This window comes from Streptomyces sp. NPDC127177 (genome assembly GCF_042672475.1).
In the GTDB taxonomy this organism is placed as follows: domain Bacteria; phylum Actinomycetota; class Actinomycetes; order Streptomycetales; family Streptomycetaceae; genus Streptomyces.
Window position 1 is genome coordinate 86,993 of sequence record NZ_JBHXUW010000003.1, and the last position, 25,805, is coordinate 112,797.

At 69.5% G+C, this 25,805-nt stretch carries 23 protein-coding genes; 10 read left to right on the forward strand and 13 right to left on the reverse strand.

The features are described from left to right. Positions 1 to 116: 116 nt before the first annotated feature. Complete coding sequence (locus ACFVJX_RS03945; protein WP_384124241.1) at positions 117 to 1,280, reverse strand: HpcH/HpaI aldolase/citrate lyase family protein; 1,164 nt, start codon at positions 1,278 to 1,280, stop codon at positions 117 to 119. A 220-nt stretch (positions 1,281 to 1,500) separates the two neighbouring features. Between ACFVJX_RS03945 and ACFVJX_RS03950 the strand changes: the two genes are divergently transcribed. Further along, on the forward strand, positions 1,501 to 2,340 hold the full coding sequence (locus ACFVJX_RS03950) for a TerD family protein (protein ID WP_384124239.1): 840 nt from the start codon (positions 1,501 to 1,503) through the stop codon (positions 2,338 to 2,340). Positions 2,341 to 2,576: 236 nt separating this feature from the next. Here ACFVJX_RS03950 and ACFVJX_RS03955 read toward each other — a convergent pair whose 3' ends face one another. The 6 genes from ACFVJX_RS03955 to ACFVJX_RS03980 all read right to left on the reverse strand — a co-directional run bounded on the left by ACFVJX_RS03955 (position 2,577) and on the right by ACFVJX_RS03980 (position 7,276). Then, a complete protein-coding gene (locus ACFVJX_RS03955; protein WP_384124237.1) occupies positions 2,577 to 3,311 on the reverse strand; it encodes a Tellurium resistance in 735 nt (244 codons plus the stop codon). Positions 3,312 to 3,467: 156 nt separating this feature from the next. Continuing rightward, complete coding sequence (locus tag ACFVJX_RS03960) at positions 3,468 to 4,601, reverse strand: DUF475 domain-containing protein (RefSeq protein WP_384124235.1); 1,134 nt, start codon at positions 4,599 to 4,601, stop codon at positions 3,468 to 3,470. Positions 4,602 to 4,671: 70 nt separating this feature from the next. Further along, the gene (locus ACFVJX_RS03965) at positions 4,672 to 5,247 is read right to left on the reverse strand and encodes a TerD family protein (RefSeq protein WP_384124233.1); all 576 of its coding nucleotides are present in this window, start codon (positions 5,245 to 5,247) and stop codon (positions 4,672 to 4,674) included. 133 nt (positions 5,248 to 5,380) lie between these two features. Beyond that, positions 5,381 to 5,956 (reverse strand): TerD family protein, encoded by a 576-nt coding sequence (locus ACFVJX_RS03970; RefSeq protein ID WP_384124392.1) that lies wholly within the window; start codon positions 5,954 to 5,956, stop codon positions 5,381 to 5,383. Between the two features lie 149 nt (positions 5,957 to 6,105). After that, a complete protein-coding gene (locus ACFVJX_RS03975; RefSeq protein WP_384124231.1) occupies positions 6,106 to 6,564 on the reverse strand; it encodes a peroxiredoxin in 459 nt (152 codons plus the stop codon). Positions 6,565 to 6,838: 274 nt separating this feature from the next. Next, positions 6,839 to 7,276, reverse strand: coding sequence for a DUF3052 domain-containing protein (locus ACFVJX_RS03980; protein WP_384124229.1), 438 nt, complete (start codon positions 7,274 to 7,276; stop codon positions 6,839 to 6,841). A gap of 517 nt (positions 7,277 to 7,793) precedes the next feature. On the opposite strand from ACFVJX_RS03980, the gene aceE reads away from it, so the two are divergent. Beyond that, a complete protein-coding gene (aceE, locus tag ACFVJX_RS03985) occupies positions 7,794 to 10,535 on the forward strand; it encodes a pyruvate dehydrogenase (acetyl-transferring), homodimeric type (RefSeq protein ID WP_384124227.1) in 2,742 nt (913 codons plus the stop codon). Between the two features lie 76 nt (positions 10,536 to 10,611). Here the strand turns inward: aceE and ACFVJX_RS03990 are convergent, their stop codons facing one another. Beyond that, the gene (locus tag ACFVJX_RS03990) at positions 10,612 to 10,977 is read right to left on the reverse strand and encodes a peptidase inhibitor family I36 protein (protein WP_384124225.1); all 366 of its coding nucleotides are present in this window, start codon (positions 10,975 to 10,977) and stop codon (positions 10,612 to 10,614) included. Between the two features lie 176 nt (positions 10,978 to 11,153). After that, complete coding sequence (locus ACFVJX_RS03995) at positions 11,154 to 12,764, reverse strand: MFS transporter (RefSeq protein ID WP_384124223.1); 1,611 nt, start codon at positions 12,762 to 12,764, stop codon at positions 11,154 to 11,156. Positions 12,765 to 12,881: 117 nt separating this feature from the next. Here ACFVJX_RS03995 and ACFVJX_RS04000 point away from each other — a divergent pair, with 117 nt between their 5' ends. From ACFVJX_RS04000 to ACFVJX_RS04030, 7 genes are all read left to right on the forward strand, one after another. Then, a complete protein-coding gene (locus tag ACFVJX_RS04000; RefSeq protein WP_384124222.1) occupies positions 12,882 to 13,592 on the forward strand; it encodes a TetR/AcrR family transcriptional regulator in 711 nt (236 codons plus the stop codon). 188 nt (positions 13,593 to 13,780) lie between these two features. Continuing rightward, positions 13,781 to 14,992 (forward strand): alpha/beta hydrolase, encoded by a 1,212-nt coding sequence (locus ACFVJX_RS04005; RefSeq protein WP_384124220.1) that lies wholly within the window; start codon positions 13,781 to 13,783, stop codon positions 14,990 to 14,992. Positions 14,993 to 15,088: 96 nt separating this feature from the next. Further along, positions 15,089 to 16,039 carry a DUF4429 domain-containing protein gene (locus ACFVJX_RS04010; protein WP_384124218.1) on the forward strand — a complete coding sequence of 317 codons (951 nt, stop codon included), beginning with the start codon at positions 15,089 to 15,091 and terminating at the stop codon, positions 16,037 to 16,039. A gap of 156 nt (positions 16,040 to 16,195) precedes the next feature. Further along, positions 16,196 to 17,536 carry a sensor histidine kinase gene (locus ACFVJX_RS04015; RefSeq protein WP_384124216.1) on the forward strand — a complete coding sequence of 447 codons (1,341 nt, stop codon included), beginning with the start codon at positions 16,196 to 16,198 and terminating at the stop codon, positions 17,534 to 17,536. Then, positions 17,533 to 18,216: a response regulator gene (locus ACFVJX_RS04020; RefSeq protein WP_384124214.1), complete on the forward strand. Its 684-nt coding sequence runs from the start codon at positions 17,533 to 17,535 to the stop codon at positions 18,214 to 18,216. Before ACFVJX_RS04015 ends, ACFVJX_RS04020 begins: the two co-directional genes overlap by 4 nt. A gap of 215 nt (positions 18,217 to 18,431) precedes the next feature. Next, on the forward strand, positions 18,432 to 19,487 hold the full coding sequence (locus ACFVJX_RS04025) for an alpha/beta hydrolase (RefSeq protein ID WP_384124212.1): 1,056 nt from the start codon (positions 18,432 to 18,434) through the stop codon (positions 19,485 to 19,487). A gap of 135 nt (positions 19,488 to 19,622) precedes the next feature. Next, a complete protein-coding gene (locus ACFVJX_RS04030) occupies positions 19,623 to 20,258 on the forward strand; it encodes an RDD family protein (RefSeq protein WP_384124210.1) in 636 nt (211 codons plus the stop codon). Between the two features lie 21 nt (positions 20,259 to 20,279). Here the strand turns inward: ACFVJX_RS04030 and ACFVJX_RS04035 are convergent, their stop codons facing one another. Together ACFVJX_RS04035 and ACFVJX_RS04040 are read right to left on the reverse strand one after the other, a co-directional pair. Continuing rightward, positions 20,280 to 21,296: an aldo/keto reductase gene (locus tag ACFVJX_RS04035; RefSeq protein WP_384124208.1), complete on the reverse strand. Its 1,017-nt coding sequence runs from the start codon at positions 21,294 to 21,296 to the stop codon at positions 20,280 to 20,282. Further along, positions 21,296 to 21,757, reverse strand: a complete 462-nt coding sequence (locus ACFVJX_RS04040; RefSeq protein ID WP_384124206.1) for a MerR family transcriptional regulator — start codon at positions 21,755 to 21,757, stop codon at positions 21,296 to 21,298. Before ACFVJX_RS04040 ends, ACFVJX_RS04035 begins: the two co-directional genes overlap by 1 nt. A gap of 92 nt (positions 21,758 to 21,849) precedes the next feature. On the opposite strand from ACFVJX_RS04040, the gene ACFVJX_RS04045 reads away from it, so the two are divergent. Beyond that, on the forward strand, positions 21,850 to 22,665 hold the full coding sequence (locus ACFVJX_RS04045) for a serine hydrolase domain-containing protein (protein ID WP_384124204.1): 816 nt from the start codon (positions 21,850 to 21,852) through the stop codon (positions 22,663 to 22,665). Between the two features lie 134 nt (positions 22,666 to 22,799). Here the strand turns inward: ACFVJX_RS04045 and ACFVJX_RS04050 are convergent, their stop codons facing one another. Both ACFVJX_RS04050 and ACFVJX_RS04055 read right to left on the reverse strand, forming a co-directional pair. Continuing rightward, complete coding sequence (locus tag ACFVJX_RS04050) at positions 22,800 to 24,905, reverse strand: alkaline phosphatase family protein (protein WP_384124202.1); 2,106 nt, start codon at positions 24,903 to 24,905, stop codon at positions 22,800 to 22,802. Positions 24,906 to 25,143: 238 nt separating this feature from the next. Then, the gene (locus ACFVJX_RS04055; RefSeq protein ID WP_384124200.1) at positions 25,144 to 25,803 is read right to left on the reverse strand and encodes a pirin family protein; all 660 of its coding nucleotides are present in this window, start codon (positions 25,801 to 25,803) and stop codon (positions 25,144 to 25,146) included. Positions 25,804 to 25,805: the final 2 nt, after the last annotated feature.

The window sequence follows — 25,805 nt, forward strand, 5'->3', positions numbered from 1 at the left end:
ATCCAGATCCAGTGTCCTACTCAGGTTCGCACGCGCGTTCATATTCGTTCGCGCCCGTTCATGCCTGTTCGCGCCCGTTCTCCACCTGCCCGGAACACCGCCACCGCGCGGCACGCTCACTCCGCGAGGCTCGCGGCCAGCAGCTCCACGAAGCCGACGTCCTCCCGCGCCACTCCGAAGACCTCGGCCCGCTGAAGGGTGCGCTCGGCCCAGGCCCGGTGCGGTTTCACTTCGTTCATCTTGTTCGTGTACGCGGAACGCAGCACGCCGCCGCCCCCGCGCTCCGGCCGCAGGATGTCCTGGGCGTCGCTGAATTCCTCGTGACTGACCACCGACAGCGCGTGCACGGGCGCGACGTGCGACGGGTGGATGCAGGTCTTGCCGAGCAGGCCGTTCGCCCGGTCGAGCTCGATCTCCCGCAGCAGGCCGTCCAGGTCGTGCTCGATCAGAGCCGTGCGCAGCTCTTCGGCCCGGCCCTCCAGGAAGGGGCTGCGGCGCAGCTGTGGCTTGAACATGCGCTCCTGGAGTCGGAAGTACTCCCACACGGGCCCTGTGATCGTGAAACCGGTGCCGTCCGCCCGGCCCAGCACGTTGACCACGTCGGCGATGACGTCACCGACGATCCGGACGTCGTACGCCGTCATGTCGGGCGCCCTGCGCAGTCCGTACGCCGAGCAGAAGTCGGTGACGCCGAGTCGCAGCGCAAGCACCCTGTCCCGGTACGAGTCCACCGTGGCGGCGATCTTCTGGAGGGCCGCCTGGCGGGTCTCCAGGTGGAGCAGCTCAGGCGATTCGAGCACGGGCATGGCGAAGAGCCGGTGGCCGCCGACGGATTCCGCCTTGGTCAGCGCTTCCATGAACGGCGCGCCGCGCTCTTGCGTGAACTTCGGAAGTACAAAACCGGACAACAAGCGGACGGTGTCGCCGAGCCTGCGCACCAGGTCGGTGATCTGGTGCGGCTCACGGACCCGGATGAAGAGGAGTGGCAGTTCACCGCCGCGCGCGTCCAGTTCGGCGAACTGCGCGACCAGGTTCTCCTCGGCGCCGGCCACCTCGGAGTCGTCGATCGAATCCTCCAGGCACAACACCATCGAGACGACCCCGCGCGCGACCTGCTTGATGACGTCGTCGGCGAGTCTCGGCCGGGTGGCGGGACTGTAGAGGGTGGCTCCCAGAGCGGCCGAGAGCAGGCGGGCCGGCGCGTCGGCGTCGAAGGTGCACGGCTGCTGGAAGAACAGGTCGCCTCTGACAGTGGGTGCGATATGCCCGAAATGACGCATGTGATTCCCCCCGTACTACCTGACCGACCGGACAACGTGTGGCCGGTAATAGTACGTACGGACGGGTGCCGGCAGTTCCCTGGCCACATGAATTCCGGGTAACTCGTCCATTTCACGACGGTTCCGAAGGGTGCGGACGGGGTGGTTCCGACATTCCACGGAGACACGGCTCGCGACCCCGCGTTGTCCGCAGGGGCAGCCAGCAGGCAGGATGACCGCCATGACGCACGCGATGGTGAAAGGCTCGAACGTCCCACTCGACGCCATGGCCGTACGGGCCGTGCTGCGCTGGACCCCGGGCGCCGGGGTTCCCGACGTGGACGCCTCGGCCCTGCTGCTCGGCGCCGGCGGCCGCGTGCGCTCGGACGAGGACTTCGTCTTCTACAACCAGCCCCGCCACCCCTCCGGCCTGGTACGGAGGCTCCCGAAGCGGAGCCTCGCCGAGGGGCTGACGGACACTATCGAGGCCGATCTCAACGCGCTCGACCCCTCGGTCGACCAGGTGGTCATCGCCGCGTCTTCCGACGGAGCCGCCTTCGAACGGGTGCGCGACCTGTGCATCATGCTCTACGACGCCACGGCGACGGGCGGCGAGCCGCTCGCCGTGTTCGAGGTACGGCCGGAGACCGGCGAGGAGACCGCGATCATCTGCGGCGAGCTGTACCGGCGCGGCGATGGCTGGAAGTTCCGTGCCGTCGGACAGGGCTACCCGACGGGGCTGGTCGGCCTCGCTACCGCCTTCGGTATCTCCGTCGACGAGGCGGAGGCCGCGGCCGAGCCCGATCAGACGCCCCTGCCGCCCGCCCCGGCCTTTCCGCCCGCTCCGGCCGCCGGACCGGACGCGCAGGTCACGGTGCAGCACCAGCAGCCCGCATACGGCTATCCACAGCCCGCGGCGGCCCCGCCCGCCCCGGCTCCGCAGCCGGCGGCCTACGGCTATCCCCAGCCGGCCTCCGCACAGCCCGCGTACGGCTATCCGCAGCCCGCCGCGGCGGCAGCGCACGCCCCGGACCCGAATTTTGTCCTGCCGCCGCAGGGCCCGCAGTTCATACGGCCCTGACAGCAGTTCCCAGAGCTCCGACGCGGCGCCCGCCCCGGCCGAGCCCTGACAGCAGTTCCCAGGGCTCCGACGCGGCGCCCGCCCCGGCCGTGATCCGTCCCGATCCAGACGCAGAGCCCAAGGCTGTCCCGTAATCCGTCGTGCGCCCGCCAGAGGGTATGGAACAGACCCCAGGCCCTGTTCCGGAAGCCCCCACCTGCGCCGCGGGCGGACGACGGCACTTCCGAAACGGCATCCTAGGCGCGGGACTTGTACCCGCGTCCCCACTGCATCCCGTAGCCGTACAGCCGGTCCAGCTCCGACTGGAAGCCGTACACGAATTTCACCTCGCGCCGCACGATCAGTTCGTCCTTGACGTTCTCCACGGTGAACACGGCGCACGAGCGGGCCTGCGGGGCCCGTTCGTCGAGTTCGATCTCGATGCGGGGCCCGTTGCCGGGGTAGAGCGTCACCTTGGCGTGCGTACGGTCGAAGGCCGGCGTCTGGTCGTAGATGTAGACGAAGAACAGCAGCCGCTTGATCTGGTCGCGCTGGTCGAGGTTGACGTAGACGGTCTCCCCGGACGGCGCCCCGAAGCGGTCGTCTCCGCTGAGCCTGATGTACGGCGGCGCGTTCAGATCGCCGATCAGGTTGCCGAGCGGCTGCACCACGCCCTTGGTGCCGTCCGCCAGCTCGTACATGCAGCCCAGGTCCAGGTCGACGTTGACCACGCCCTGGGTGTGCGCCTGGACCACATCGGGCTTGAAGAGCTTGAAGGGCCGCAGCAGCCGGCCGCTCTGTCCCGACCGGCCCTCGATGTCCGATGTCCGCATCCGCCACGAGAGGTTGACCCGGAGGTTTCCGGTCAGCGCGCCCTGTTTGGTCAGGGAGACCGTGGCGTGCCGCCTGGAGAGCACGATGGAGTTGGTGGCCGCGCTGCCCGACTCGAACTGTGCTTCCCGCCCCGGCCACAGGCTGTCCCAGAACGCCATCTCCAACCCCCACACATCTCGGCCCGACACCCGTCGCATGCGACACATGCGACGCACACACCGCTGCGGGGCGGCTCCGGTCCGGGTCCGGGTGTTCCCCGATAACCCTCGCCGTACGAGCCGCCCCGCAGAGAGCGTTCCTCAATCCCTACCGGGTCACACCCCGGCGGTGACTTCAGCTTTTCCCTCGCCCTCCTCAGCCTCGAGCGCCTTGTTGCGCCGGACCGACGACCAGAAGGACCAGGCGATCAGGACGACGCCCACGAGACCGGTGATGATCTCGTTGATCTCGTGCTGGATCGTGACGAGCAGGATGACAGCCAGCGCGCCGATCGCGTAGTGGGCGCCGTGCTCCAGGTAGACGTAGTCGTCCAGGGTGCCCTGGCGGACCAGGTAGACCGTGAGCGAACGGACGTACATGGCGCCGATACCGAGACCGAGCGCCATCAGCACGATCTCGTTGGTGATGGCGAACGCACCGATCACGCCGTCGAACGAGAAGGACGCGTCGAGCACTTCCAGGTAGAGGAACATGAAGAACGCGGCCTTGCCGGAGAGTACGACCGCGGACAGCTTCTTCCCCGTGCGCTCGGCTTCCTCCTCCGCCTCGTGCTCGCGTTCCTCCTCTTCCTCGAGCTTGTTCTCGAAGTGGCCGGAGAGCCCGCCGACGATGAGATACGTGATCAGGCCCGCGATGCCGGCGAGCAGGACCGTCTGACCCTTGTCGGCGTGTACGCCGCCGTGCTGGTGCGCGTGCGTCGCGAACGTCATGGCCGTGACGAGCAGGACCACCAGCGCGATGCAGACCGACAGCATGTCGACCTTGCCGAGCTTGGCGAGCGGGCGCTCGATCCAGCGCAGCCACTGGATGTCACGGTCCTCGAAGATGAAGTCGAGGAAGATCATCAACAGGAACATGCCACCGAAGGCGGCAATGGCCGGGTGCGCGTCGGTGACCAGTTCCTTGTAGCGGTCCGGGTCGTTGAACGAAAGATCGACAGCCTCGATCGGCCCCAGCTTGGCGGTGATGGCCACGATGACGACGGGGAACACCAGCCGCATGCCGAAGACCGCGATGAGCACGCCGACCGTGAGGAAGATCTTCTGCCAGAAGGCACTCATCTTCTTCAGGATTCCGGCGTTGACGACCGCGTTGTCGAAGGACAGCGAGATCTCCAGGACGGAAAGGATCGCGACCACCCCGAAGGCTTGCCACCCCCCGTAGAACAGGGCTGCGACCAGGCCGAGCGCGGTAATCGCGAACGACCAGCCGAAGGTTTTCAGAAGCACTGGCTACCCCATCATCTGTGTAACAGGTCTCCCCCGAGGTGTACGGGGCTCCCCCGCGCCGTGCGCGGCTTTACGAAACGTTGACCCCGAAGTCTAGAGCGATGCCTCGCAGTCCTGACGCGTACCCCTGCCCCACTGCACGGAACTTCCACTCGCCGTTATAACGGTAGAGCTCGCCGAAGATCATCGCGGTCTCCGTCGAGGCGTCCTCACTGAGGTCGTAACGCGCGAGTTCCTGGCCGTCCGCCTGGTTCACCACCCGGATGAACGCATTGCTGACCTGGCCGAACGTCTGGCCGCGGTTGTCGGCCTCATGGATCGAGACCGGGAACACGATCTTGTCGCAATGGGCCGGCACCTGCGTGAGGTTCACGATGACCGACTCGTCGTCGCCCTCACCCTCACCCGTGAGGTTGTCACCGGTGTGCTCCACGGAGCCGTCGGGGCTCGTGAGGTTGTTGTAGAACACGAACCATTCGTCGCCGAGCACCCGGCCCGACTGGCACAGCAGCGCGCTGGCGTCGAGGTCGAAGTCGGCCCCCGTGGTGGCTCGTGCGTCCCAGCCGAGCCCGACCAGCACCTGGGTGAGATTGGGTGCGGCCTTGGAGAGGGAGACATTGCCTCCCTTGGCGAGCGTGACGCCCATGGTGTGTGTCCTCCCCGAGTCGATGAACCGTCTGTTGAGCGCGTCCGGCGCCGCACAGGGTGCGGCGCCGGACGGGACGTGCTGGTGCCTGCCCGGTGCGGCGCCCGTGCAGGCGCGGCCCCGGATCGGCTGTCTAGACGTTGACGCCGAAGTCCTGCGCGATGCCGCGCAGACCCGAGGCGTAGCCCTGACCGATGGCGCGGAACTTCCACTCGGCGCCGTTGCGGTACAGCTCGCCGAAGACCATGGCGGTCTCCGTCGAGGCGTCCTCGCTCAGGTCGTAGCGGGCGAGCTCGCTGTTGTCGGCCTGGTTGACCACGCGGATGTACGCGTTGCGCACCTGGCCGAAGCTCTGCTGCCGCGACTCGGCCTCGTAGATCGAGACCGGGAAGACGATCTTGTCGACATCGGCCGGGACACCGGCCAGGTTCACGTTGATGACCTCGTCGTCGCCCTCGCCCTCACCGGTGAGGTTGTCACCGGTGTGCTCGACGGAGCCGTCGGGGCTCTTGAGGTTGTTGAAGAAGACGAAATTGCCGTCGTTGCCGACCTTGCCCTCGGCGTTCGTCAGCAGGGCGCTGGCGTCCAGGTCGAAATCTCCGCCGGTGGTGGTACGAGCGTCCCAGCCCAGACCCACGATGACCGCGGTCAGGTTGGGCGCGGCCTTGGTCAGCGAGACGTTGCCGCCCTTGCTGAGGCTGACTCCCACGAGTCCTCCCATTGGTTTATTGGGGGCCGGCCGGTGCCGGCGCCTCCACGTTGCGTTGGCATCCGATCAACGAGTGGATCCTAGTGACCGGTTCCCGGCCGAAGCAGGCTTTAGACCGGGGGTCGCCCGGAGATCCCCCGGATCTCGGATCAGAGCGAGCCGAGCGCCTTGATGTAGTCGTTGAGGTCGCGCGCGTCGGGCAGGCCGTTGACGACGGTCCAGCGCACCACGCCCTCCTTGTCGATGATGAAGGTGCCGCGCACCGCGCAGCCCTTCTCCTCGTCGAAGACGCCGTACGCCCGCGACGTCTCGCCGTGCGGCCAGAAGTCCGAGAGCAGCGGGTATTCGAGGCCCTCCTGCTCGGCGAAGACGCGCAGGGTGTGGATGGAGTCGTTGGAGACGGCGAGCAGCTGCGTGTCGTCGTTCTCGAACGTGGGCAGCTCGTCGCGCAGCGCGCAGAGCTCGCCCGTGCAGACGCCGGTGAAGGCGAAGGGGTAGAACAGCAGCACCACGTTCTTGGCGCCTCGGAAGTCGGAGAGCTTCACGGTCCGGCCGTGGTTGTCCTTCAGCTCGAAATCCGGGGCCTTGGTGCCGACCTCGATCGCCATGGAGCGCGTCCCTTCACTACGTCGCCGGGCTGGGCTGTCCGGGTGACTCCCCACCCTACGCAGAGGCCCCTGGCGGCCGTGCAGCACCCGCAGAAGGTCACCCCGCGGGTACCGGCGGGGGCGACGGACGTGCGAAGGCAGGGGGGCGACGGACGCACGAAGACAGCGAGGGCGGTGCGCCACGGACGTGCGAAGACAGCAGGGAGGGCGACGGACGTACGAAGGCCCCCGGGCGGCGTGCTGCCGTCGGGGGCCTTCAGGGGCGAAATGCGGTTCAGCGCTTGGCCTTGGCCGCCTTCGGTGTGGCCAGACGGCTACCCGTCCAGTCCTTGCCCGCACTGATGCTCTTGGTCTGGGCGAGACCGGCTGTCTGGGCAGCCTCGTTGATGTCGCTCGGCTCGACGTATCCGTCACGGCCGGTCTTCGGCGTCATCAGCCAGACCGTGCCGCCTTCCTCGAGCAGACCAATGGCATCCACCAGCGCGTCCGTAAGGTCGCCGTCCTCGTCGCGGAACCAGAGCAGGACGACGTCAGCGACGTCGTCGTAGTCCTCGTCGACGAGTTCCTGGCCGATAGTGGCCTCAATGCCCTCACGGAGCTCCAGCTCGACGTCGTCGTCGTAGCCGATCTCCTGGACCACCTGTCCGGGCTCGAACCCCAGGCGTGCTGCCGGGTTGGTCCGCTCCTCCGCGTGGTCCGCGGTCGCGCTCACGGGTTGCCTCCTGATCATGTTTCGGAAAATGCTTCAGCCACGCGCGTACGCGGGGCGCTGGCCGTAGTCCACACGGGAGCGGCGGATCGCGCAAGTACCCAGCGCACGAGACCGCCTAAACGGTGACGTTTCGTGCCACGTCGCCGCACTGTCGGCGGGTCCGCTGCTGGAGCCTGTGCGGCCCTCCACACCCTTTACGTCCTTGAACAGCTTATGCCGTTTCGGTCCGGCATTCGGAGTCGAACAGCGTTTGGGAACACTTGGACGCCTTGGGCGTATGGTTGCGGTTTCGCCCGACCCATCCTGCCCGACGCGCCTCGGTTCTCCGATACCCGCCCTGCCGCGGCCCATCCGGACCTCAGGGATCCGGTCTGCCGGCAGCCGCTGGTTACCTCTCGGTAGAGGTGACGTTTGCGCCCTCGCGGTACACGATGGGACGGCGTACGTGTACACAACCCGGGGGCGTGACTCCCTCAACCAGGCCCCGAAGCGCAGCACCGAACAGCGAAGGAACAGCGTGGCTTCCGGATCCGATCGCAACCCGATCATCATTGGCGGCCTTCCGAGTCAGGTCCCGGATTTCGATCCCGAAGAGACCCAGGAATGGCTCGACTCCCTCGACGCCGCCGTCGACGAGCGGGGCCGTGAGCGGGCCCGCTATCTCATGCTCCGGCTCATCGAGCGTGCCCGCGAGAAGCGCGTCGCCGTGCCGGAGATGCGCAGCACGGACTATGTGAACACCATCGCCACGAAGGACGAGCCGTTCTTCCCGGGCGACGAGGAGATCGAGCGCAAGGTCCTCAACGCGACCCGCTGGAACGCGGCAGTGATGGTGTCGCGGGCGCAGCGTCCGGGGATCGGCGTCGGTGGCCACATCGCCACGTTCGCCTCCTCCGCCTCGCTCTACGACGTGGGCTTCAACCACTTCTTCCGCGGCAAGGACGACGGTCTGGGCGGTGACCAGATCTTCTTCCAGGGGCACGCCTCCCCCGGGATCTACGCCCGCGCGTTCCTGCTGGACCGGCTGAGCGAGGCGCAGCTCGACGCCTTCCGCCAGGAGAAGTCGAAGGCGCCGAACGGCCTGTCCAGCTACCCGCACCCGCGGCTGATGCCGGACTTCTGGGAGTTCCCGACCGTCTCGATGGGTCTCGGCCCGCTCGGTGCGATCTACCAGGCGCGGATGAACCGCTACATGGAGGCGCGCGATATCGCGGACACCTCCGGTTCGCACGTGTGGGCGTATCTGGGTGACGGCGAGATGGACGAGCCGGAGTCGCTCGGCCAGCTCTCGATCGCCGCCCGCGAGGGTCTGGACAACCTGACCTTCGTCGTCAACTGCAACCTCCAGCGCCTCGACGGCCCGGTGCGCGGCAACGGCAAGATCATCCAGGAGCTGGAGTCGCAGTTCCGCGGTGCCGGCTGGAACGTCATCAAGCTGGTCTGGGACCGCTCCTGGGACCCGCTGCTCGCGCAGGACCGCACGGGCATCCTGGTCAACAAGCTGAACACCACACCGGACGGCCAGTTCCAGACGTACGCCACCGAGACGGGCGCGTACATCCGTGATCACTTCTTCGGTGACGACGCCCGGCTGCGGGACATGGTCAAGGACATGTCCGACCAGCAGATCCTGCACCTGGGCCGCGGCGGTCACGACCACCGCAAGGTCTACGCGGCGTACGCGGCGGCCAAGGCCCACAAGGGCCAGCCGACGGTGATCCTGGCGCAGACGGTCAAGGGCTGGACGCTGGGGCCGAACTTCGAGGGCCGCAACGCGACCCACCAGATGAAGAAGCTCACGGCCGAGGACCTGAAGCGCTTCCGGGACCGGCTGCACATCCCGATCGCGGACAAGGATCTGGAGGACGGCAACCCGCCGTACTACCACCCGGGCCGCGACTCGGAGGAGATCCAGTACATGCACGACCGCCGCAAGGGTCTGGGCGGTTACGTCCCGACGCGTGTGGTGCGTGCGAAGCCGCTGGTACTGCCCGAGGACAAGACGTACGCGACTGCGAAGAAGGGCTCGGGTCAGCAGTCGATCGCCACCACCATGGCGTTCGTCCGCATCCTGAAGGACCTCATGCGGGACAAGGAGATCGGCAAGCGCTTCGTGCTGATCGCACCCGATGAATACCGCACCTTCGGCATGGACGCGTTCTTCCCGAGCGCGAAGATCTACAACCCGCTCGGTCAGCAGTACGAGTCGGTGGACCGCGATCTGCTGCTCGCCTACAAGGAGTCGCCGACCGGCCAGCTGCTGCACGACGGCATCTCCGAGGCCGGCTGTACCGCCTCGCTGGTCGCGGCGGGTTCGGCCTACGCCACACACGGCGAGCCGCTGATCCCGGTGTACGTCTTCTACTCGATGTTCGGTTTCCAGCGGACCGGCGACCAGTTCTGGCAGATGGCCGACCAGCTCGCGCGAGGCTTCGTGCTGGGCGCCACCGCCGGCCGTACGACCCTGACCGGTGAGGGCCTCCAGCACGCGGACGGCCACTCGCAGCTGCTCGCCTCGACCAACCCGGCCTGTGTCGCCTACGACCCGGCGTTCGGGTACGAGATCGCGCACATCGTCAAGGACGGTCTGCGCAGGATGTACGGCGGGACGCCCGAGGAGAACGAGGACGTCTTCTACTACCTCACGGTCTACAACGAGCCGATCCAGCACCCGGCCGAGCCCGCCGACGTGGACGTCGAGGGCATCCTGAAGGGCGTGTACCGCTACAGCAGCGGCGAGAAGGGCGAGATCCCCGCCCAGATCATGGCGTCCGGTGTGGCGGTCCCGTGGGCGGTCGAGGCGCAGCGCATCCTCGCCGACGAGTGGAACGTCAGGGCGGACGTCTGGTCGACGACCTCCTGGAACGAGCTGCGGCGCGAGGCCGTGGACGTGGAGCGGTACAACCTGCTGCACCCGGAGGAGGAGCAGCGCGTGCCGTATGTGACGCGCAAGCTGTCCGGGGCGCAGGGGCCGTTCGTGGCGGTCTCGGACTGGATGCGGTCGGTACCGGACCAGATCGCGCGCTGGGTGCCCGGTGCGTACCAGTCACTGGGTGCGGACGGCTTCGGCTTCGCGGACACCCGCGGGGCGGCCCGCCGGTTCTTCCACATCGACGCCCAGTCGATCGTCCTGGCGGTGCTCACCGAGCTCGCCAAGGACGGGAAGATCGACCGTTCGGTGCTCAAGACGGCGGTCGACCGCTACGACCTGCTGGACGTGGCCGCGGCCGATCCTGGGGCCGCGGGCGGCGACGCGTAGTTCACGGGGACGCGGGGCGGCTGGACCGGAAGGGTCCCGCCGCCCCGCGGCGTTCCGTGGGCCGGACCACCCGGTCTCAGTTCTCCCAGACCTTGAAGGCCCGTACCTGGTACGGGGACTGCGGCACCCAGGTCCCGCTGCCCGGGTAGGTCTCGAACTCGCCGGTCTCGGCGCACTCGGCGGACTGGTAGGTGGTGACGGGCCGGCCGGTGCGGTTGACCAGGGCCTGGGCGGTGGTGCCGGCCTTCAGCGGTACGCAGCTGTCGATGTCGATCGTGGACAGTTCATGGACCTGCCGGGCGCCGGTGAAATCCGGTTTCGCCCAGAGGCAGAGCTGGCCGCTGCGGCAGTCCTCGGTCCGGCCAGGTGCCGCCTGGGCCGCCGGTGCCTGTGGGATCAGCGCGGTAGCGGCCAGAGCGGCCGCGATCACGGTCGTACGCATGTGCATCAACCCCCGTGGTGATGTGGATCTTCCACAGCCACCCTGAGCCGGGCGAAAGCCGTACGGGAAGGGGCCGGGGCCCGGACCACCCTGATAGGCGACAGCCCCGCCGGAACGTTCCGGCGGGGCTGTCGTACGCGGTGTGTTGACGCCGTGGGGCGCCGGGGCGGGTCAGGTCAGATGTGACCGGCGCCCGCACCCGCCTCGGCGTTCTCGCCGCGCTTGGTCAGGGTGGCGACCAGTGCCGCGATGACGGCGACGATGCCGGCGACCATGAACGCGGTGCTCATGCCCGACACAAACGTGTCGTGGGCGACGCCCGCGATCTTGCCGGCGACCTCCGGCGGGGTGCCCGGGGCGATCGGCGGGATGCCGACCTTGACGGCCGAGGACGCCTGGTCCAGCTGCTCGGGCGACAGCGGCGGAAGCTGCGCCGCCTTCCAGTTCCCGGCCAGTTCGGCGTCGACCCTGGAGGCCATGATCGCGCCCAGGACTGCCGTACCGAGGCTGCCACCGACCTGCATGGCGGCCTGCTGGAGACCGCCCGCGACGCCGGAGAGCTCCATCGGGGCGTTGCCCACGATGACCTCCGTGGCGCCGACCATGACCGGCGCGAGGCCGAGGCCGAGCAGCGCGAACCAGATCGACATGGTGACGGTGCCGGTGCCGACGGTCAGCTGGGACATCCCGAAGCATGCGACGGCGGTGCAGACCATGCCGCCCACCAGCGGGACCCGCGGGCCGAACTTGGTGATCAGCAGGCCCGCCAGCGGCGAGGCGACGATCATCATCGCGGTCAGCGGCAGCAGGTGCAGACCCGCATCGACGGCCTTCATGCCGTGCACGTTCTGGAGGTAGAAGGTGACGAAGAACAGCCCGCCCATGAAGGCGAAGGCCATCAGCACCATCAGGACCGTACCGGCGGAGAGCGGCACGGAGCGGAACATCCCCAGCGGGATCAGCGGTTCCCGGACACGCTGCTGGACGAGCGCGAACGCCACGAAAAGCAGGACGGCGCCGAGCAGGAAGCCGACCGTCTTGGGGTCGCCCCAGCCCCACTCCGAGCCCTTGATGAGCGCCCAGATCAGGCAGAACATCGCGGTCGACAGCAGCACGATGCCGGCGATGTCGAAGGAGCGCGGAGCGTTCTCGGCCCGGTGGTCCTTGAGGATCAGCACGCCCAGCACGAGCGCGATCACGCCGACCGGCACGTTGATGAAGAAGACGGACTGCCAGCTGACGTGCTCGACGAGGACGCCGCCCAGGATCGGGCCACCGGCGGTCGAGGCGCCGATCACCATGCCCCAGATGCCGATCGCCATGTTCAGCCTCTCGGCGGGGAACGTGGCGCGCAGCAGGCCGAGCGCGGCCGGCATCAGCAGGGCACCGAAGAGGCCCTGCAGCACCCGGAAGGTGATCACCAGGACGACGCTGCTGGAGAGGCCGATGGCCCCGGATGCCGCGGCGAAGCCGACGACACCGATGAGGAAGGTCTGGCGGTGACCGAACCGGTCACCGAGCTTGCCCGCGGTGATCAGGGAGACGGCGAGTGCGAGCATGTAGCCGTTGGTGATCCACTGGACGTCGGCGAGCGAGGCGCCCAGGTCCTTCTGGATCGCGGGGTTGGCGATCGCGACGATCGTGCCGTCGAGCGCGACCATCATCACGCCGATGGCCACGGAGAAGAGCGTCAGCCAGGGGTGGCCGCGCAATCCTTTGGCAGATGCGGGAACTGGGGCGTCCTGAGGCTCCCGCGGTGCCTTTTCGACGGTGGTCTGACTAGTCATACCCGGAGATTAGTGTCAGTCACTGACAGTTGACAAACCTTTTCACAAGCCGGTAACTGTCACGTAGCTCACACGCACGCTGGGCAGGACAAAGCAGGAGAAAGAGGGACCAGCTCAGTGACCGATCGGCAACCAGCCGCCGAGCATCCGGCCGGGCTGCGCGAGCGCAAGAAGCGACGCACCCGGGACGCCCTGCTCCATGCCGCCCTCGATCTCTTCACCACCCAGGGGTACGAGGAGACCACCGTCGACGAGATCGTGGACGCGGTGGAGGTCTCCCAGCGCACCTTCTTCCGCTACTTCGCGGGCAAGGAGTCGGCCGCCTTCGCCGTCCAGGAGATGGTGGAGTCGCGCTTCATCGCCGAACTGCGCCAACGGCCCGCGCCCGAAGCCCCCTTCGAGGCCATGCGACGCGCGGTCCTGTGCGCCTGGAGCAGTATCGGTGAGGCCATCGAGGCCATCGTCCCGGTCGAACTCCACATGCGTACGTACCAAATGATCGAGTCCACACCCTCGCTGCTCGCCGCCCATCTGCGGCGCAGCACCGAGCTGGAGAACCAGATCGCCCGGGTGATCGCCGAGCGTGAGGGCCTGGATGTGGAGCGCGACCCCCGGCCGAGGGTCGCCGTCGCCGCGTTCTCCGGGGTGATGCGGGTGGCCGGTCAGCTGTGGGGACAGGGGCCGGAGACCAGCGTGGACTCGCTGCGGGCGCTGACCGAGGCGCATCTGGACCAGCTGGGGCCGGCCCTGGCCGGGGACTGGCGCGCGCCCGCCCCGGAGGGGCGCGCCCACCCGTCCGGGACGGTGTGCCGTACGCCTCAGACCTGACATATGGCCGAGGTCACAACAGGCGAACCGGCGCGGCCGGATGAGAGACTCGAGGGACGCGAAGCTCGGCGGAGCGTGCGGGAGGCCCGTACGGAGCGTGAGGGAAGCGGCGTTCCATTCCCGAAAGCCGGGTGATGTGCGTCACCCGCTTAACGGCCTCCGGCACGCGTCTCCTAGTGTGGGCGGAAGTGACTTCCTTCGATTCCTCCCCGACGCTCACCGCATGGCGCACTCTGCTCGCCATCGCGGTTGTGTTCGTGATGCTGGCGACCACCGGCTGGACCGCGGTGCGTCATCAACGCTCCGACGAGCCACGCACTGTCGCACTCGCTTCCTGGGCCAAGGGTTCGATAGCGGGACACGCGCTCCCGCCGGCCGACGCCCAGCCGTACAAGCTGGCGCACTTCTTCGCCACGCTCACGGCCGCGCAGCGCACCGGTCTCGCGGACAAGTACCCGCTGGTGGTGGGGAATCTGAACGGCGCACCGGTCACCCTGCGCTACCGGGCCAACCGGCTCGCGCTCGTGCAGGCGCGCACGGCCGAGCAGGAACGGGCGCACGACACCAGGCTCTCCCCGGACGGCCGAGCCGCCGCGCTGCGCCGGGCGGACCGCTTCCGGTCGATGCTCGCCGACGGGCGGCACTTCCTCTCGTTCGACCCGTCCGGCCAGGGCCACGCCGCCGAGGTCTTCGGCGATCTGGACCGGGCCGAGCGGGTCTCGGTGGTCGTCCCCGGCGTCGACACGAACCTGCTCACGCTGGAGCGGACGGGGGCCAAGACCAACGCCGCGCCGGTGGGCATGGCCAAGTCCCTGTACGCGGCCGAGCGGTCCGCGGGCTCCGGTGTACGGACCGCCGTGATCGCCTGGGCCGACTACACCGCGCCCGCCGGCCTGGGCATGGACGCCGCCCTGGGCAGACTCGCCGAACGCGGGGCCGTCCGGCTCGACGCGCTCGTCGGCGCGCTCCCCGGCACCGCACCCGTCTCGCTGTTCTGCCACAGCTACGGCTCCGTCCTGTGCGGGGTGGCCGCGGACGAACTGCCCGGCCGGGTGACCGACATCGCGGTCGCGGGCAGTCCCGGGATGCGGGTCGACAACGCCGGCCAGCTGCACACCAGGGCCAATGTGTGGGCGATGCGGGACCGCGACGACTGGATCGAGGACGTGCCGAACCTGGAGCTCGGCGGGCTCGGCCACGGAGCCGATCCCGTCGATCCGGGCTTCGGCGCACGGGTCGCGTCGGCAGGTGGCGCGATCGGTCACAGCGGCTATTTCGAGCCGGGTACCGAGAGTCTGGACAACTTCGCCGCGATCGGTGTCGGCACCTACGGCGCGGTGACGTGTGCCCAGGCCGACGACGCCTGCCACCAACGAATTTCCGGCGGCGAGACAGCCTGACGCGCGTAGAAAGCCGCGCGCGATCCGCGACCGATCACTGATTGCGGTGTACGCCGAGGGGCGACGTGCGGGCAAGTGCCGCATACGATGAGGCACATGGGTGATGTGCTGGCCGGAATTCAAGCCACCTGGGAGTTCGACACCGACTCCGTGCTCATCCGCTTCGAACGGGGTATCCGCACGCCGAGACTCTTCCAGAGCCTCCGTGAGCGCCGCGTCCCGCATACGGCGCTGTCGTCGGTGACGCTCACTCCGGGCAAGCGGGGCACGGTGGTGCTGCGTGCCGTGCCGAGACCCGGTGCCGATCCACTGCTGGAGGCCGCGGCCGGACAGCTGGGGGACGGCTGCGACCCGTACCGTCTGGTGCTCCCCGCCGAACGCGAGACGCTCGCCGAGTACTACGCGGACGAGCTGCGGGCCAGGCTGGGACCCGACGCCGGGGAACCCGCCGACCGCTTCCTGGTCGCCGCGCCGGAGGCACCGATGCGCTTCAAGGCGTACGACGGCCGGGCCAGCTTCGACGGGGACCGGATCTCCTTCCGGTGGTTCTGGACGGGCGCCTCGTCGGAGAAGTGGAAGGCGGGCGACCAGACGTTCCCGGTCACCGAACTGAGCGGCGTCGAGTGGCGCTCACCCGAGGCCTTCGAGGGCTATCTGAGGCTGGTCCCGCGAGGGCTGGAGGCCGCCGGACCGGCCGCGGCCACCGGCGCGGGCCTCGCGGGAGGGGCATTGTGTACGGGCACCGCCCGGAGCGCGCAGCCTCTGGCCGCGCGCCCCACCCGGGTGGACGAGGACCCCGCCGCAGTGATCTTCGGCCTCGGCTACGGCCCCGTGCACGAATCGCTGCCGTTCGCCGCGGCCGTACTTGAGTCTGTGCGCCGCAAGCAGTCGTCCCCCGCCCCGACAGCGCCCCTGGCCTCCGCCGGACGCCGCGACCCCGCCGACATCGCGGAGCGGATCCGCCACCTCGGGGAGCTGCACCAGGCGGGTCTGGTGACGGACGACGAGTTCCGCACGAAGAAGGCCCAGCTGCTCGCCGAGCTGTAGGGCCTGCTCCCCGGGCCCCGGTGGCGCCCCGGCCGTACGGCCGGGGTCATACGCCCGTACGGCCGGGGTCATACGCCCGTACGACCCCGGCCGCCCCGGAACCGGAACCCCGGGATGACGCGGGCGGACGGTTTCGCTGCCTACCCTGATCACGCCATGGCCACTTCCTCCCCGCCCCCGTCCCCGCCGTCCCCGCCGGCGGACGGTCTGCTGAGCGCCGCCCGCCGCAACCTGCGCGAGATCGCCCACGGACTGTCCCACCCCTCCCATCCGCCGACCCCGCCGCTGGCCGGCGCCCGGAAGCGGTGGCAGCGGCTCCTGCCGTACGTGGTCGTCCTCGCGCTCGCCACGATCCTCATCCCGGTCACGATCACGGTCCTGACCGATCAGTACGCGCTGAACGGCGGTGCGGCGGCCGTGCTGGCCGTCGCGCAGGCCGCCCCGCTGCTGATGCTGGCGCACCGGCCGCTCCAGGCCTGGTGGATCGTCTTCCCGGCCAACATCCTGGGCGCGGTCGTGCTGCTCGGACAGGACGCCGGGCAGCGCGACGCCTGGCCGTGGACACCACCCGGCCAGGTCGGCTACCTCTTCCTGCTCCTGGCCCTGGGCCTGCGAGAACGCCGGCAGACCCTGGTCGGCGTCTGGCTGGCGACCGGCGCCGCGGGACTCCTCCTGTACCCGCTCTCCTCCGACCACAGCACCGACAACTCGCTCCTGGTGTTCATCCTCGGCGCCGTGGCACTGGTGATCGGCGCGGCGGTACGGGAACGGGGCGTCGCACAGCGCCGGCTGGCCGAGCAGGAGACCATCAGCGAGGCCGAACGGGCACAGCGGACGCTGCTGGAGGAACGCACCAGGATCGCCCGCGAGCTGCACGACGTGGTCGCGCACCACATGTCGGTGATCACGGTCCAGGCGGACTCCGCCCCGTACCGGCTGAGCGGCCTGTCGGACGAGGTCCGGGACGAGTTCGACTCGATCGCCGCGAGTGCGCGGGAGTCCCTCGGGGAGATGCGGCGGCTGCTGCAGGTGCTGCGCAGCGAGGGCACCGAGGCCGAACGGACACCGCAGCCGGGGCTCGACCGGCTGCAACAGCTGGTCGAGGCGACGGTACGGGCGGGGCTCCCGGCCGAACTGTCGCTGGCCACGGGGCTGAAGGGCGTACCGCAGACGGTCGACCTGTCCGCGTACCGGATCGTGCAGGAGGCCCTCGCCAACGTGGTCCGGCACGCACCGGGTGCCAGGACCCGGGTGTCGGTCGGCTCCGACGGCACGCATCTGACGGTGCTGGTCGTCAACGAACCGCCGGAGCAAACGGGTTCGTCGCTCGCACCACTGGAGACGACGGGGACGGGACACGGACTGGTCGGCATGCGTGAACGCGTACGGTTGACCGGCGGCACGCTGGACACCGGCCCACTGCCGGACGGTGGCTTCCGGGTCGCCGCACGCCTGCCGCTGCCACCGCCCCTGCCACCGAATCCGGAGAACGCGTGACCATCCGTGTGATCATCGTCGACGACCAGGCCATGGTGCGGGCGGGGTTCGCGGCGCTGCTCGCGGCGCAGAGCGACATCGATGTGGTCGGTGAGGCGCCGGACGGGCGCCAGGGCGTCGACGTCAGCCGCCGGGTCCATCCGGACGTGGTGCTGATGGATGTCCGGATGCCCGAGCTGGACGGACTGGCCGCGGCGCGCGAGCTGTTGAACCCGCCGGTGGGCGTGGCGCACGTACCGAAGGTGCTGATGCTCACCACGTTCGACGTGGACGACTACGTGTACGAGGCGCTGCGCGCCGGGGCGTCCGGCTTCCTGCTGAAGGACGCCCCGCCGGCGGATCTGATCTCGGCGGTACGCGTGGTGGCGGCGGGCGACGCACTGCTCGCCCCGTCGGTGACCCGCCGCCTGATCGCGGACTTCGCCCGGCAGCGCCCGTCCGGAGCGAGCCCCAACGGGCCCGCGCTGCGGCTGAACGGGCTGACGCCGCGCGAGACGGAGGTGCTCGGGCTGATCGCCCGGGGGCTGTCGAACCAGGAGATCGCCGGACGGCTGGTGCTGGCGGAACAGACGGTGAAGACGCACTTCGGCCGGGTGCTGGCCAAGCTGGACCTGCGGGACCGTGCCCAGGCGGTGGTCTTCGCATACGAGGCGGGCCTGGTGGTGCCGGGCGAGGGTTGAGGCGGGCGGGTTCGCCGGGCGTCGTCCGGCGATCGAGGACCGGGGTCCGTGTACGGAGCCCCCGGGCCGGCCCCGTACACCCCCTACCCCGGTACCACTCCCCGGTTGGCACCCGGGTGTGACGCCCCGGCCCACATCCCCTCCCTACCTTCCCTCCATCGCGCCGGACAGCGCGCAGAGGCCGGCTCAGCCGGAGAGGGAGGGTTCACGGTCGCATGCGCCGTTACGCAAGGACCTTGGTCGCGGTCGCACTGGCCACCACCGTCGTGGCGGGGACAGCCGGCTGGGCCTCCGGAAACGCCCAGCAGGCGCTGACCGGCCCGCCCCCCGGCACCGCCGCCTGGCGAACGGACCACGTACTGGGACGGGAGCTGCCCGACCCGGAACGGGACACGCCCGCCGAAGTCAGCGCGTTCTTCGACGGGTTGAGCGACAAGGACCGGCAGACGCTGGTCACCCGGCACCCACTCGTCGTCGGAAACCTCGACGGCGTACCGATCGAACTGCGGTACCGGGCCAACGCCCTTGCCCTGAAGGCCGGTCACGATCCCCGGTACGCCCACCTCACGACCGGCGGCCACCGCCGGATCCTCGCGTTCGATCCGCGTGGCCGGGGCCAAGTGGCCGAGGTGTTCGGTGATTTGAGGACCGCGCGACGGGTGTCCGTCGTGGTGCCGGGTTCGGACATCGACGCCGGGACCTTCGACCGCACGAACGACGTGTACGGCACCCCGGCGGGCATGGCCAAGTCCCTCTACTCGCGGACCGGTCCGGGCAGCGCCGTCATCGCCTGGGCCGGGTACACCACCCCCGTCGGCCTCGGCGTGGACGCCGCGACCGGCTCGCTCGCCGAGGCCGGGGCCGACCGGCTGACCCGGTTCGACGACGGCCTGGCCGCCGACGGTGTGCCCACGCCCGCCGTGTTCTGCCACAGCTACGGCTCGGTCGTCTGCGGCCTCGCCGCGTCCCGGCTGCGCGCCACCGACCTGGTCGTCCTCGGATCGCCCGGCATGCGCGCCGACAACGTCCGCGCCCTGCACACCGATGCCCGGGTATGGGCCGCCAAGGACCCCAGCGACTGGATCGACAAGGTGCCGCACGTCGAGTTCGCCGGGCTGGGCCACGGCGCCGACCCGGCCTCCCCCGCGTTCGGTGCCCGCCGGGTGCCCGCCGACGATGCCCACGGGCACACCGGTTACTTCGCACCCGGCACCGAATCGCTGCGGGCCTTCGCCGCCATCGCCGACGGCGTCCCCGCGCAGGCCCGTTGAAACTGGACAAGCAGCCGGTACTACGAACACGATGAACGCTCATGATTGCACCTGTGCGGGGGCAAACCACGAGTGCCGTGGGACGGACCCCGCTCAGGTGCTTCGCACCCTCACCGGCACGGAAGAGACTTCGCCATGAGCTTCGGGGACCCGAACAACCCCTACGGCCAACAGCCTTCGCACGAGCAGCCCGGTCATCCGCAGCAGGCACCGCAGGACGTACCCCCGCAGTACGGCTACCAGCAGCCGCAGTTCGGCCATCAACAGCCGCAGTACGGCTATCAGCAGCCTCCTTACGGGGCATACCCGCCGCCGGGGATGTACGGCATGCCCGGGTCGGGTCTGCCGCCACTGGCCCACTGGGGCGAGCGCGTGGGCGCGTGGCTGCTGGACCTGCTGATCATCGTGGCTCCGATGTACGCGCTGGGCTTCATCGACCTCGCCAGGAGCGACGGTCCGATGGCCGAGGCAGAGCCCGGGCCCTTCTTCGCGGTCGGCCTGCTCTACCTCTTCGCCATGGGCTTCTACCAGCTCTACCGGGAGGGCAAGACCGGTCAGACGACCGGCAAGAAGGTCCTCCGCATCAGCGTGCGCCGGGAGACCGACGGCAGCACGCTGGGCTTCGGCATGGCGTTCGCGCGCAAGCTCGCGCACATACTGGACGGCGTTCCCTGCTACCTCGGCTGGCTGTGGCCACTGTGGGACGCCAAGAGGCAGACCTTCTCGGACAAGGTGTGCAGCACCGTGGTCATCCGGGTCCCCAAGGACTGACCTGGCAAGGCCCGTTGTCCGCTACTCGCGGGCCGCGGAGGTCGAGCTCATGTCCGGGTAGCGGTCGCCCGCCACCCGGCCGGCGATCGGCTCCAGCAGGGCCAGTTCGTCGGCGGTCAGCGTGATCCGGGTCGCGCCGACGTTCTCCAGCAGACGGCTGCTCCTGCGGGTGCCCGGGATCGGCACCACGGTCAGGCCGTGCACCTGTGCGCGCTGCTGCACCCAGGCGAGCGCCACCTGGGCGGCCGAGGCGCCGTGCGCTGCGGCGATCTTGTGGACCGGTTCGAGCAGGGCGACGTTCGTCTTCGCGTTGTCGCCGGTGAACCGCGGCTGGAACTGCCGGAAGTCGTTCTTCGCCAGGTCCTTGCCCGCGTCCGTGAACGCCCCGGTCAGGAAACCCCGGCCGAGCGGCGAGTACGGCACGAAGGTCACGCCGAGCTCCGCGGCGACGGGCACCGCACTGCGCTCGACGTCCCGGCTGAAGAGCGACCACTCGGACTGGAGCGCGGCGATCGGGTGCACGGAGTGCGCCTCGCGCAGCTCGGGGCCGGTCACCTCGCTCAGCCCGAGCTGCTTGACCTTGCCCTGCTGCACCAGCTCGGCCATCGCGCCGACGGACTCGGCCAGCGGCACGGCCGGGTCGCGGCGGTGCATGTAGTACAGGTCGATGACGTCGGTGTTCAGCCGGCGCAGGCTGTTCTCGACGGCCTGCCGGATGTACGCGGGGTCGTTGCGCACGCCCCGGTAGTGCGGGTCCTCGTCGCGCCGCTCGATGGCGAACTTCGTGGCGAGGGTGATCTCGTCGCGGTGCGCCCCGACGAAGGGTGCGATGAACGTCTCGTTGGCGCCGCTGCCGTAGATGTCGGCGGTGTCGAAGAGCGTGACGCCCGCCGCGAGGGCCGTCTCCAGCGTTTCGCGCGCGGACGACTCGTCGGTGTCGCCGTAGAACTCGCTCATGCCCATGCAGCCGAGCCCCTGGACGCCGACCTGCGGGCCGCCGATGCCGAGCTCCACTGTGGCGATCTTGTTGTCAGTCATCAGGTACTGGGCCTTTCCGGCGCCGTGCGGGCGCCCGCATAAAAGTCGATCTTGTAGTCGAGGACGGCCAGGGTGTCCTGGAGCTCCGCTATCCGCGTCCGCACGTCGCGGCGGGTCGCCTCCAGCAGTTCCTGCCGCTCCTCGAAGGTGTGGTCGCCCTCGCGCAGCAACTCCGCGTAACGGACCATGTGGGCGACCGGCATACCGGTCAGCCGCAGCTTGCCGACGAAGGTCAGCCAGTCCAGGTCACGGTTGGTGAAGCGGCGCTGGCCGGTGTGCGACCGGTCGACGTGCGGCATCAGCCCGATCCGCTCGTACCAGCGCAGGGTGTGCGCGGTGAGCCCGGTGAACGCGACCACCTCGCTGATCGTGTACTGGTCCTGCCCCTCGGGGCGCGGGTGCGCCTCCGGGGCCGTCACGCAGATGTCGGTCCTCGTCGAATCGGTCTCCATCACCGTCATGCCCTCCACGCTAGAACCTTGGAGTGCACTCGAAGCAAGCGCAACCGGGTGCGGGTTTCTACGGGGACCGGACAGAACCTACCCTCGTACGCATGCAGAGCCTGGCGATGATCGAGAACTGGCCCGTCCCCACCGCGGCAGCAGCCGTCGTACGAGCGGACGGCACCGTCCTCGGCCGGCACGGTCCGACCGCGCACCGCTTCCCGCTCGCCTCCGTCACCAAGCCCCTCGCCGCCTACGCGGCCCTGGTGGCCTACGAGGAGGGCGCGGTCGAGCTCGACGAACCGGCGGGGCCCGAGGGTTCCACGGTCCGGCACCTGCTCGCCCACACCAGCGGCCTCGCCTTCGACGAGCACCGGGTGACGGCACCGCCCGGAACCCGGCGGCTGTACTCCAACGCGGGCTTCGAGGTGCTCGGCGACCACATCGCCAAGGCCGCCGACATCCCGTTCCCGGAATACGTTCGACAGGCGGTCCTGGACCCCCTGGGCATGACGGCGACCACGCTGGACGGCTCGCCCGCCCGCGACGGCGTCTCCACCGTCGACGACCTGGTGCGGTTCGCGGCCGAGGTCCAGTCCCCGCGCCTGCTCGACCCGCGCACGGTCCTGGAGGCGCAGACCGTCGTCCATCCCGGACTGAAGGGCGTACTGCCGGGCTACGGCCACCAGAACCCCAACGACTGGGGCCTCGGCTTCGAGATCCGGGACTCCAAGTCGCCGCACTGGACCGGCGCGAACTCCTCCCCCGCGACCTTCGGCCACTTCGGTCAGTCGGGCACGTTCCTGTGGATCGATCCGGTGGCGGGAGCGGCCTGCGTGGCACTGACCGACCGGGCCTTCGGCCCGTGGGCCGCCGAGGTCTGGACGCCGTTCACGGACGCGGTACTGGCGGAGCTGGCCGCGTAACGGCCGCGTAACGGCCGCGTCGCGCCGTACGGGGGCCGGGGCGCGGGACGGTCCGCGGTCCCCGGCCCCGCCTGTCCCCTCTCCCGTCTCCTCTTCCGTCGCCTCTTCCGTCGCCTCGGGCCGTTTCTGTCGCCTCAGACCGTCGACACGCGGCCGGCGTACCGCTGCGTCCAGCCGGTCCCGGTACCCGCGGTGAGCACCACGTCGTAGTAGCCGTGCTCCGTGGGCCAGTGCACGACGGTCGAGAAGCCGCCGGGCACGATGTACTTCCGGGTGCCGCCGAGGTAGTCGTTGGCCGTCAGGGTGTAACGGACGGGCTGCCTTCCGTCGTTGTGCAGCCTCAGCCTGACCATGGCGTGCCTGCCCCCGACGAGCTCCGCCTCGACACGCGGGATGCCGATGTGCCTCTTGCTCTCGCGCTCGGGCATCACCTGTCCGGCGAAGGAGCGCAGGAAGCCGTCGGGCCCGTAGACGGAGAAGGCGTACCTGCCGTCGGTCTCCGTGGCATCCCAGGTGTACGAACGAGGGGCCGCCTCCGTCACCGTGTACGGCGTGTTGTCGAAGGCGAGGTACCGGTCGGGGAAGACCTGGAGGCTCACCGCCTTGCCCGCCGGACCGCCTGCCAGCGTCATGGACGCGGTCACCGTGCCGGCGGACCGGTCCTCGGTGAGGGTGGTGTGCGGGTGGAAGGAGAGGCCGCGCGGCGTCATCCGGTTCCGTGACGGCTTGGGCGGTGTCCCGGTGACCGGGTCGGCGATGACGACCGGACCGGGCCGCGGGTGCGCGAAGTCGATCGCACTGGTCAGGTCGCCGGCGATGGAGCGGCGCCAGTCGGTGATGTTCGGGCAGGTGAAGGGCTTGCCCAGATGGGAGGCCCAGGTCTCCAGGAACTTCACCGTCGAGGTGTGGTCGAACACTTCCGAGGCGACGTAGCCGCCTCGTGTCCACGGCGAGACCAGCAGCATCGGCACCCGGGGGCCGAACCCGTACGGAGTGGTGCCGGAGAACTCACCGGCCGTGCCCGCCTCCGGGCGCGGGGGCAGTACGTGGTCGAACTTTCCGTCGTTCTCGTCGTAGGTGATGATCACCAGGGTGTGGTTCCAGATGTCCTGGTTGCTCTGGAGCGTCCGGAGGACCTTGTTCATGTAGCGCTCGCCGTGGACGGTGTCGAAGCCCGGGTGCTCGCTCCACGCGGCGGGCATCACCACCCAGGAGACCTCGGGGAGCGGGTGCTCGGCCCCCGGCTCGCAGGCCGCGACGAGATCGCGGAGCACCGCGTCGAGGTTCGCGTCCGAATCGTCGTTGGGGGTGGTGGCGCCCTCGTAGACGAAGGAGTTGGCCTTCCAGATCTTGCCGGTGCCGGGTTCGAGGTCGGCCGCGTCCGCCGTGCGGGGGTCGAAGGACTTGAAGCTGTTGGTGACGTTGCAGCCGTACTCGCCGACGTAACCGCTCTGGAGGCTGCCCCCGACTCCGTTGCCGCTGTTGTCGGAGTAGACCCGCCAGTCGATGCCGGCCTGCTGGAGCTGCTCGGGGACCGTGGTCCAGCTTCGGCTGTAGTCGTTCTGCTTGGCGTTGGTGACCTCCCCGCCGCCCGAACCGCTCATCAGGTAGTAGCGGTTGGGGATGGTCGGCCCGTGCAGTGAGCAGAAGTTCATGTCGCAGACGGTGTACTGGGAGGCGAGCGAGTACATCCACGGCATGTAGTCGGGCGTGTAGTACCACATGCAGTGGTCGCCCTTGTCCTTCACCCAGGTGTTCCACCGCCCCTCGTTGGCACCGTAGAAGTTGTGGTTGTCGCTCCAGGTGGCGGTCGACTCGGCGGGTCTCACGATGGCGCCGGTGGCGTCGCGCTGCTGGAAGACGTCGGTGCCGTCCTGGAATCTCAGGACCTGCTTGTCGTGGTGCCCGCGCACGCCCGGCAGCTGACCGAGGTAGTGGTCGAAGGAACGGTTCTCCTGCATCAGGATCACCACGTGCTTGAGGTCGGAGATGTCGCCCTTGAAGCCCTTGGGCAGGACGTATTCGGCCGCACCGGCCTGCGCCCCGCCGATCGCTTCGGCTACCGGGCCGACGGCCATCGCGCCGAGGGCGACGGCGCCCGTCTGGAGCATCCGGCGCCGGGTGATGCGGAATTCGTTGGGGTTCGCGCTGCTTTGGCTGTTCGCGCTGGTCTCGCTGGTCTCGCTGGTCTCGCTGGTCTCGCTGTCGAGACAGGGGGGCTCAATGGTGTGGAGAGACATCAGGGGCACCTCCGGGGGAGCGATTCGGGGGGAGGGACGTCGGCGCGTGCCTGCGAAAACTAGGCCGCCGGAGCGAACGGCGGGCGAACCAAGGACGTATTCCTGAGGCACCGGCAGATTTCCACGGCCCTCGGCTCCGGGTCGAGACGCTTCACGGCGATAGCCGAAATTCGCGCCCGGTTGGCCGGTTGTCGGGTCGGCGGACCACTCACGCCGACCTGGTCGTGGTGACGGGCAATCAGCCCGGCAGCTCCCAGACCAGCACCTCGGACCGGCTCGTGCCGCCGATCAGTTCAAGCCCGGTCTCCGCGGTGATCCGCGCCGAATCGCCGGGCGCCAGCTCCTCGTCGCCGATCCGCACCTCTCCGGCCACCACGTGCGCGTACACCAGCGGCGCGTCCGGCACCGCCGTGCGCTCCCCCTCCCCCAGCCGCCGCACATGGAGCATCGCGCCCGCCTCGGGGAGGGCGTACGGGGTGGAGTCGGCGATGCCGGGGACCGTCGTGTACGCGGGCTCGCCGCCCGGCTCCAGCGGTGCGAGCCACATCTGAAGGAACGTCAGCGGGCTTTCCCCGTCGTTGCGTTCGACGTGCCGGACGCCGCCCGCCGCACTGAGGTGCTGGACGTCCCCGGCCCGTACGAGCGTGGCGTGGCCCGTGGAGTCGCGGTGGGTCAGCTCCCCCTCCACCACCCAGGTCACGATCTCCGTGTGGCTGTGCGGGTGCTCGTCGAAACCCGCGCCGGGGGCCAGGCGCTCCTCGTTGCAGGCCAGGACCGGGCCGAAGCGGAGGTTGTCCGGGTCGTAGAAGGTGCCGAAGGAGAAGGAGTGCCGGGACTCGATGCCGGCTTCCTTGTCCCCGCCCCTGAAACGGTCGCCCGAGCGATGTACGGAAATCACCC

Coding starts and splice junctions, on each gene's coding strand:
- ACFVJX_RS03945 (WP_384124241.1), bottom strand. CDS start 1,280: ATGCGTCATTTCGGGCATATCGCACCCACTGTCAGAGGCGACCTGTTC.
- ACFVJX_RS04025 (WP_384124212.1), top strand. CDS start 18,432: ATGCGCCGTTACGCAAGGACCTTGGTCGCGGTCGCACTGGCCACCACC.
- ACFVJX_RS04050 (WP_384124202.1), bottom strand. CDS start 24,905: ATGTCTCTCCACACCATTGAGCCCCCCTGTCTCGACAGCGAGACCAGC.
- ACFVJX_RS04010 (WP_384124218.1), top strand. CDS start 15,089: ATGGGTGATGTGCTGGCCGGAATTCAAGCCACCTGGGAGTTCGACACC.
- ACFVJX_RS03990 (WP_384124225.1), bottom strand. CDS start 10,977: ATGCGTACGACCGTGATCGCGGCCGCTCTGGCCGCTACCGCGCTGATC.
- ACFVJX_RS03950 (WP_384124239.1), top strand. CDS start 1,501: ATGACGCACGCGATGGTGAAAGGCTCGAACGTCCCACTCGACGCCATG.
- ACFVJX_RS03965 (WP_384124233.1), bottom strand. CDS start 5,247: ATGGGCGTCACGCTCGCCAAGGGAGGCAATGTCTCCCTCTCCAAGGCC.
- ACFVJX_RS03975 (WP_384124231.1), bottom strand. CDS start 6,564: ATGGCGATCGAGGTCGGCACCAAGGCCCCGGATTTCGAGCTGAAGGAC.
- ACFVJX_RS04040 (WP_384124206.1), bottom strand. CDS start 21,757: ATGACGGTGATGGAGACCGATTCGACGAGGACCGACATCTGCGTGACG.
- ACFVJX_RS03995 (WP_384124223.1), bottom strand. CDS start 12,764: ATGACTAGTCAGACCACCGTCGAAAAGGCACCGCGGGAGCCTCAGGAC.
- ACFVJX_RS04030 (WP_384124210.1), top strand. CDS start 19,623: ATGAGCTTCGGGGACCCGAACAACCCCTACGGCCAACAGCCTTCGCAC.
- ACFVJX_RS04035 (WP_384124208.1), bottom strand. CDS start 21,296: ATGACTGACAACAAGATCGCCACAGTGGAGCTCGGCATCGGCGGCCCG.
- ACFVJX_RS04045 (WP_384124204.1), top strand. CDS start 21,850: ATGCAGAGCCTGGCGATGATCGAGAACTGGCCCGTCCCCACCGCGGCA.
- ACFVJX_RS04015 (WP_384124216.1), top strand. CDS start 16,196: ATGGCCACTTCCTCCCCGCCCCCGTCCCCGCCGTCCCCGCCGGCGGAC.
- ACFVJX_RS03955 (WP_384124237.1), bottom strand. CDS start 3,311: ATGGCGTTCTGGGACAGCCTGTGGCCGGGGCGGGAAGCACAGTTCGAG.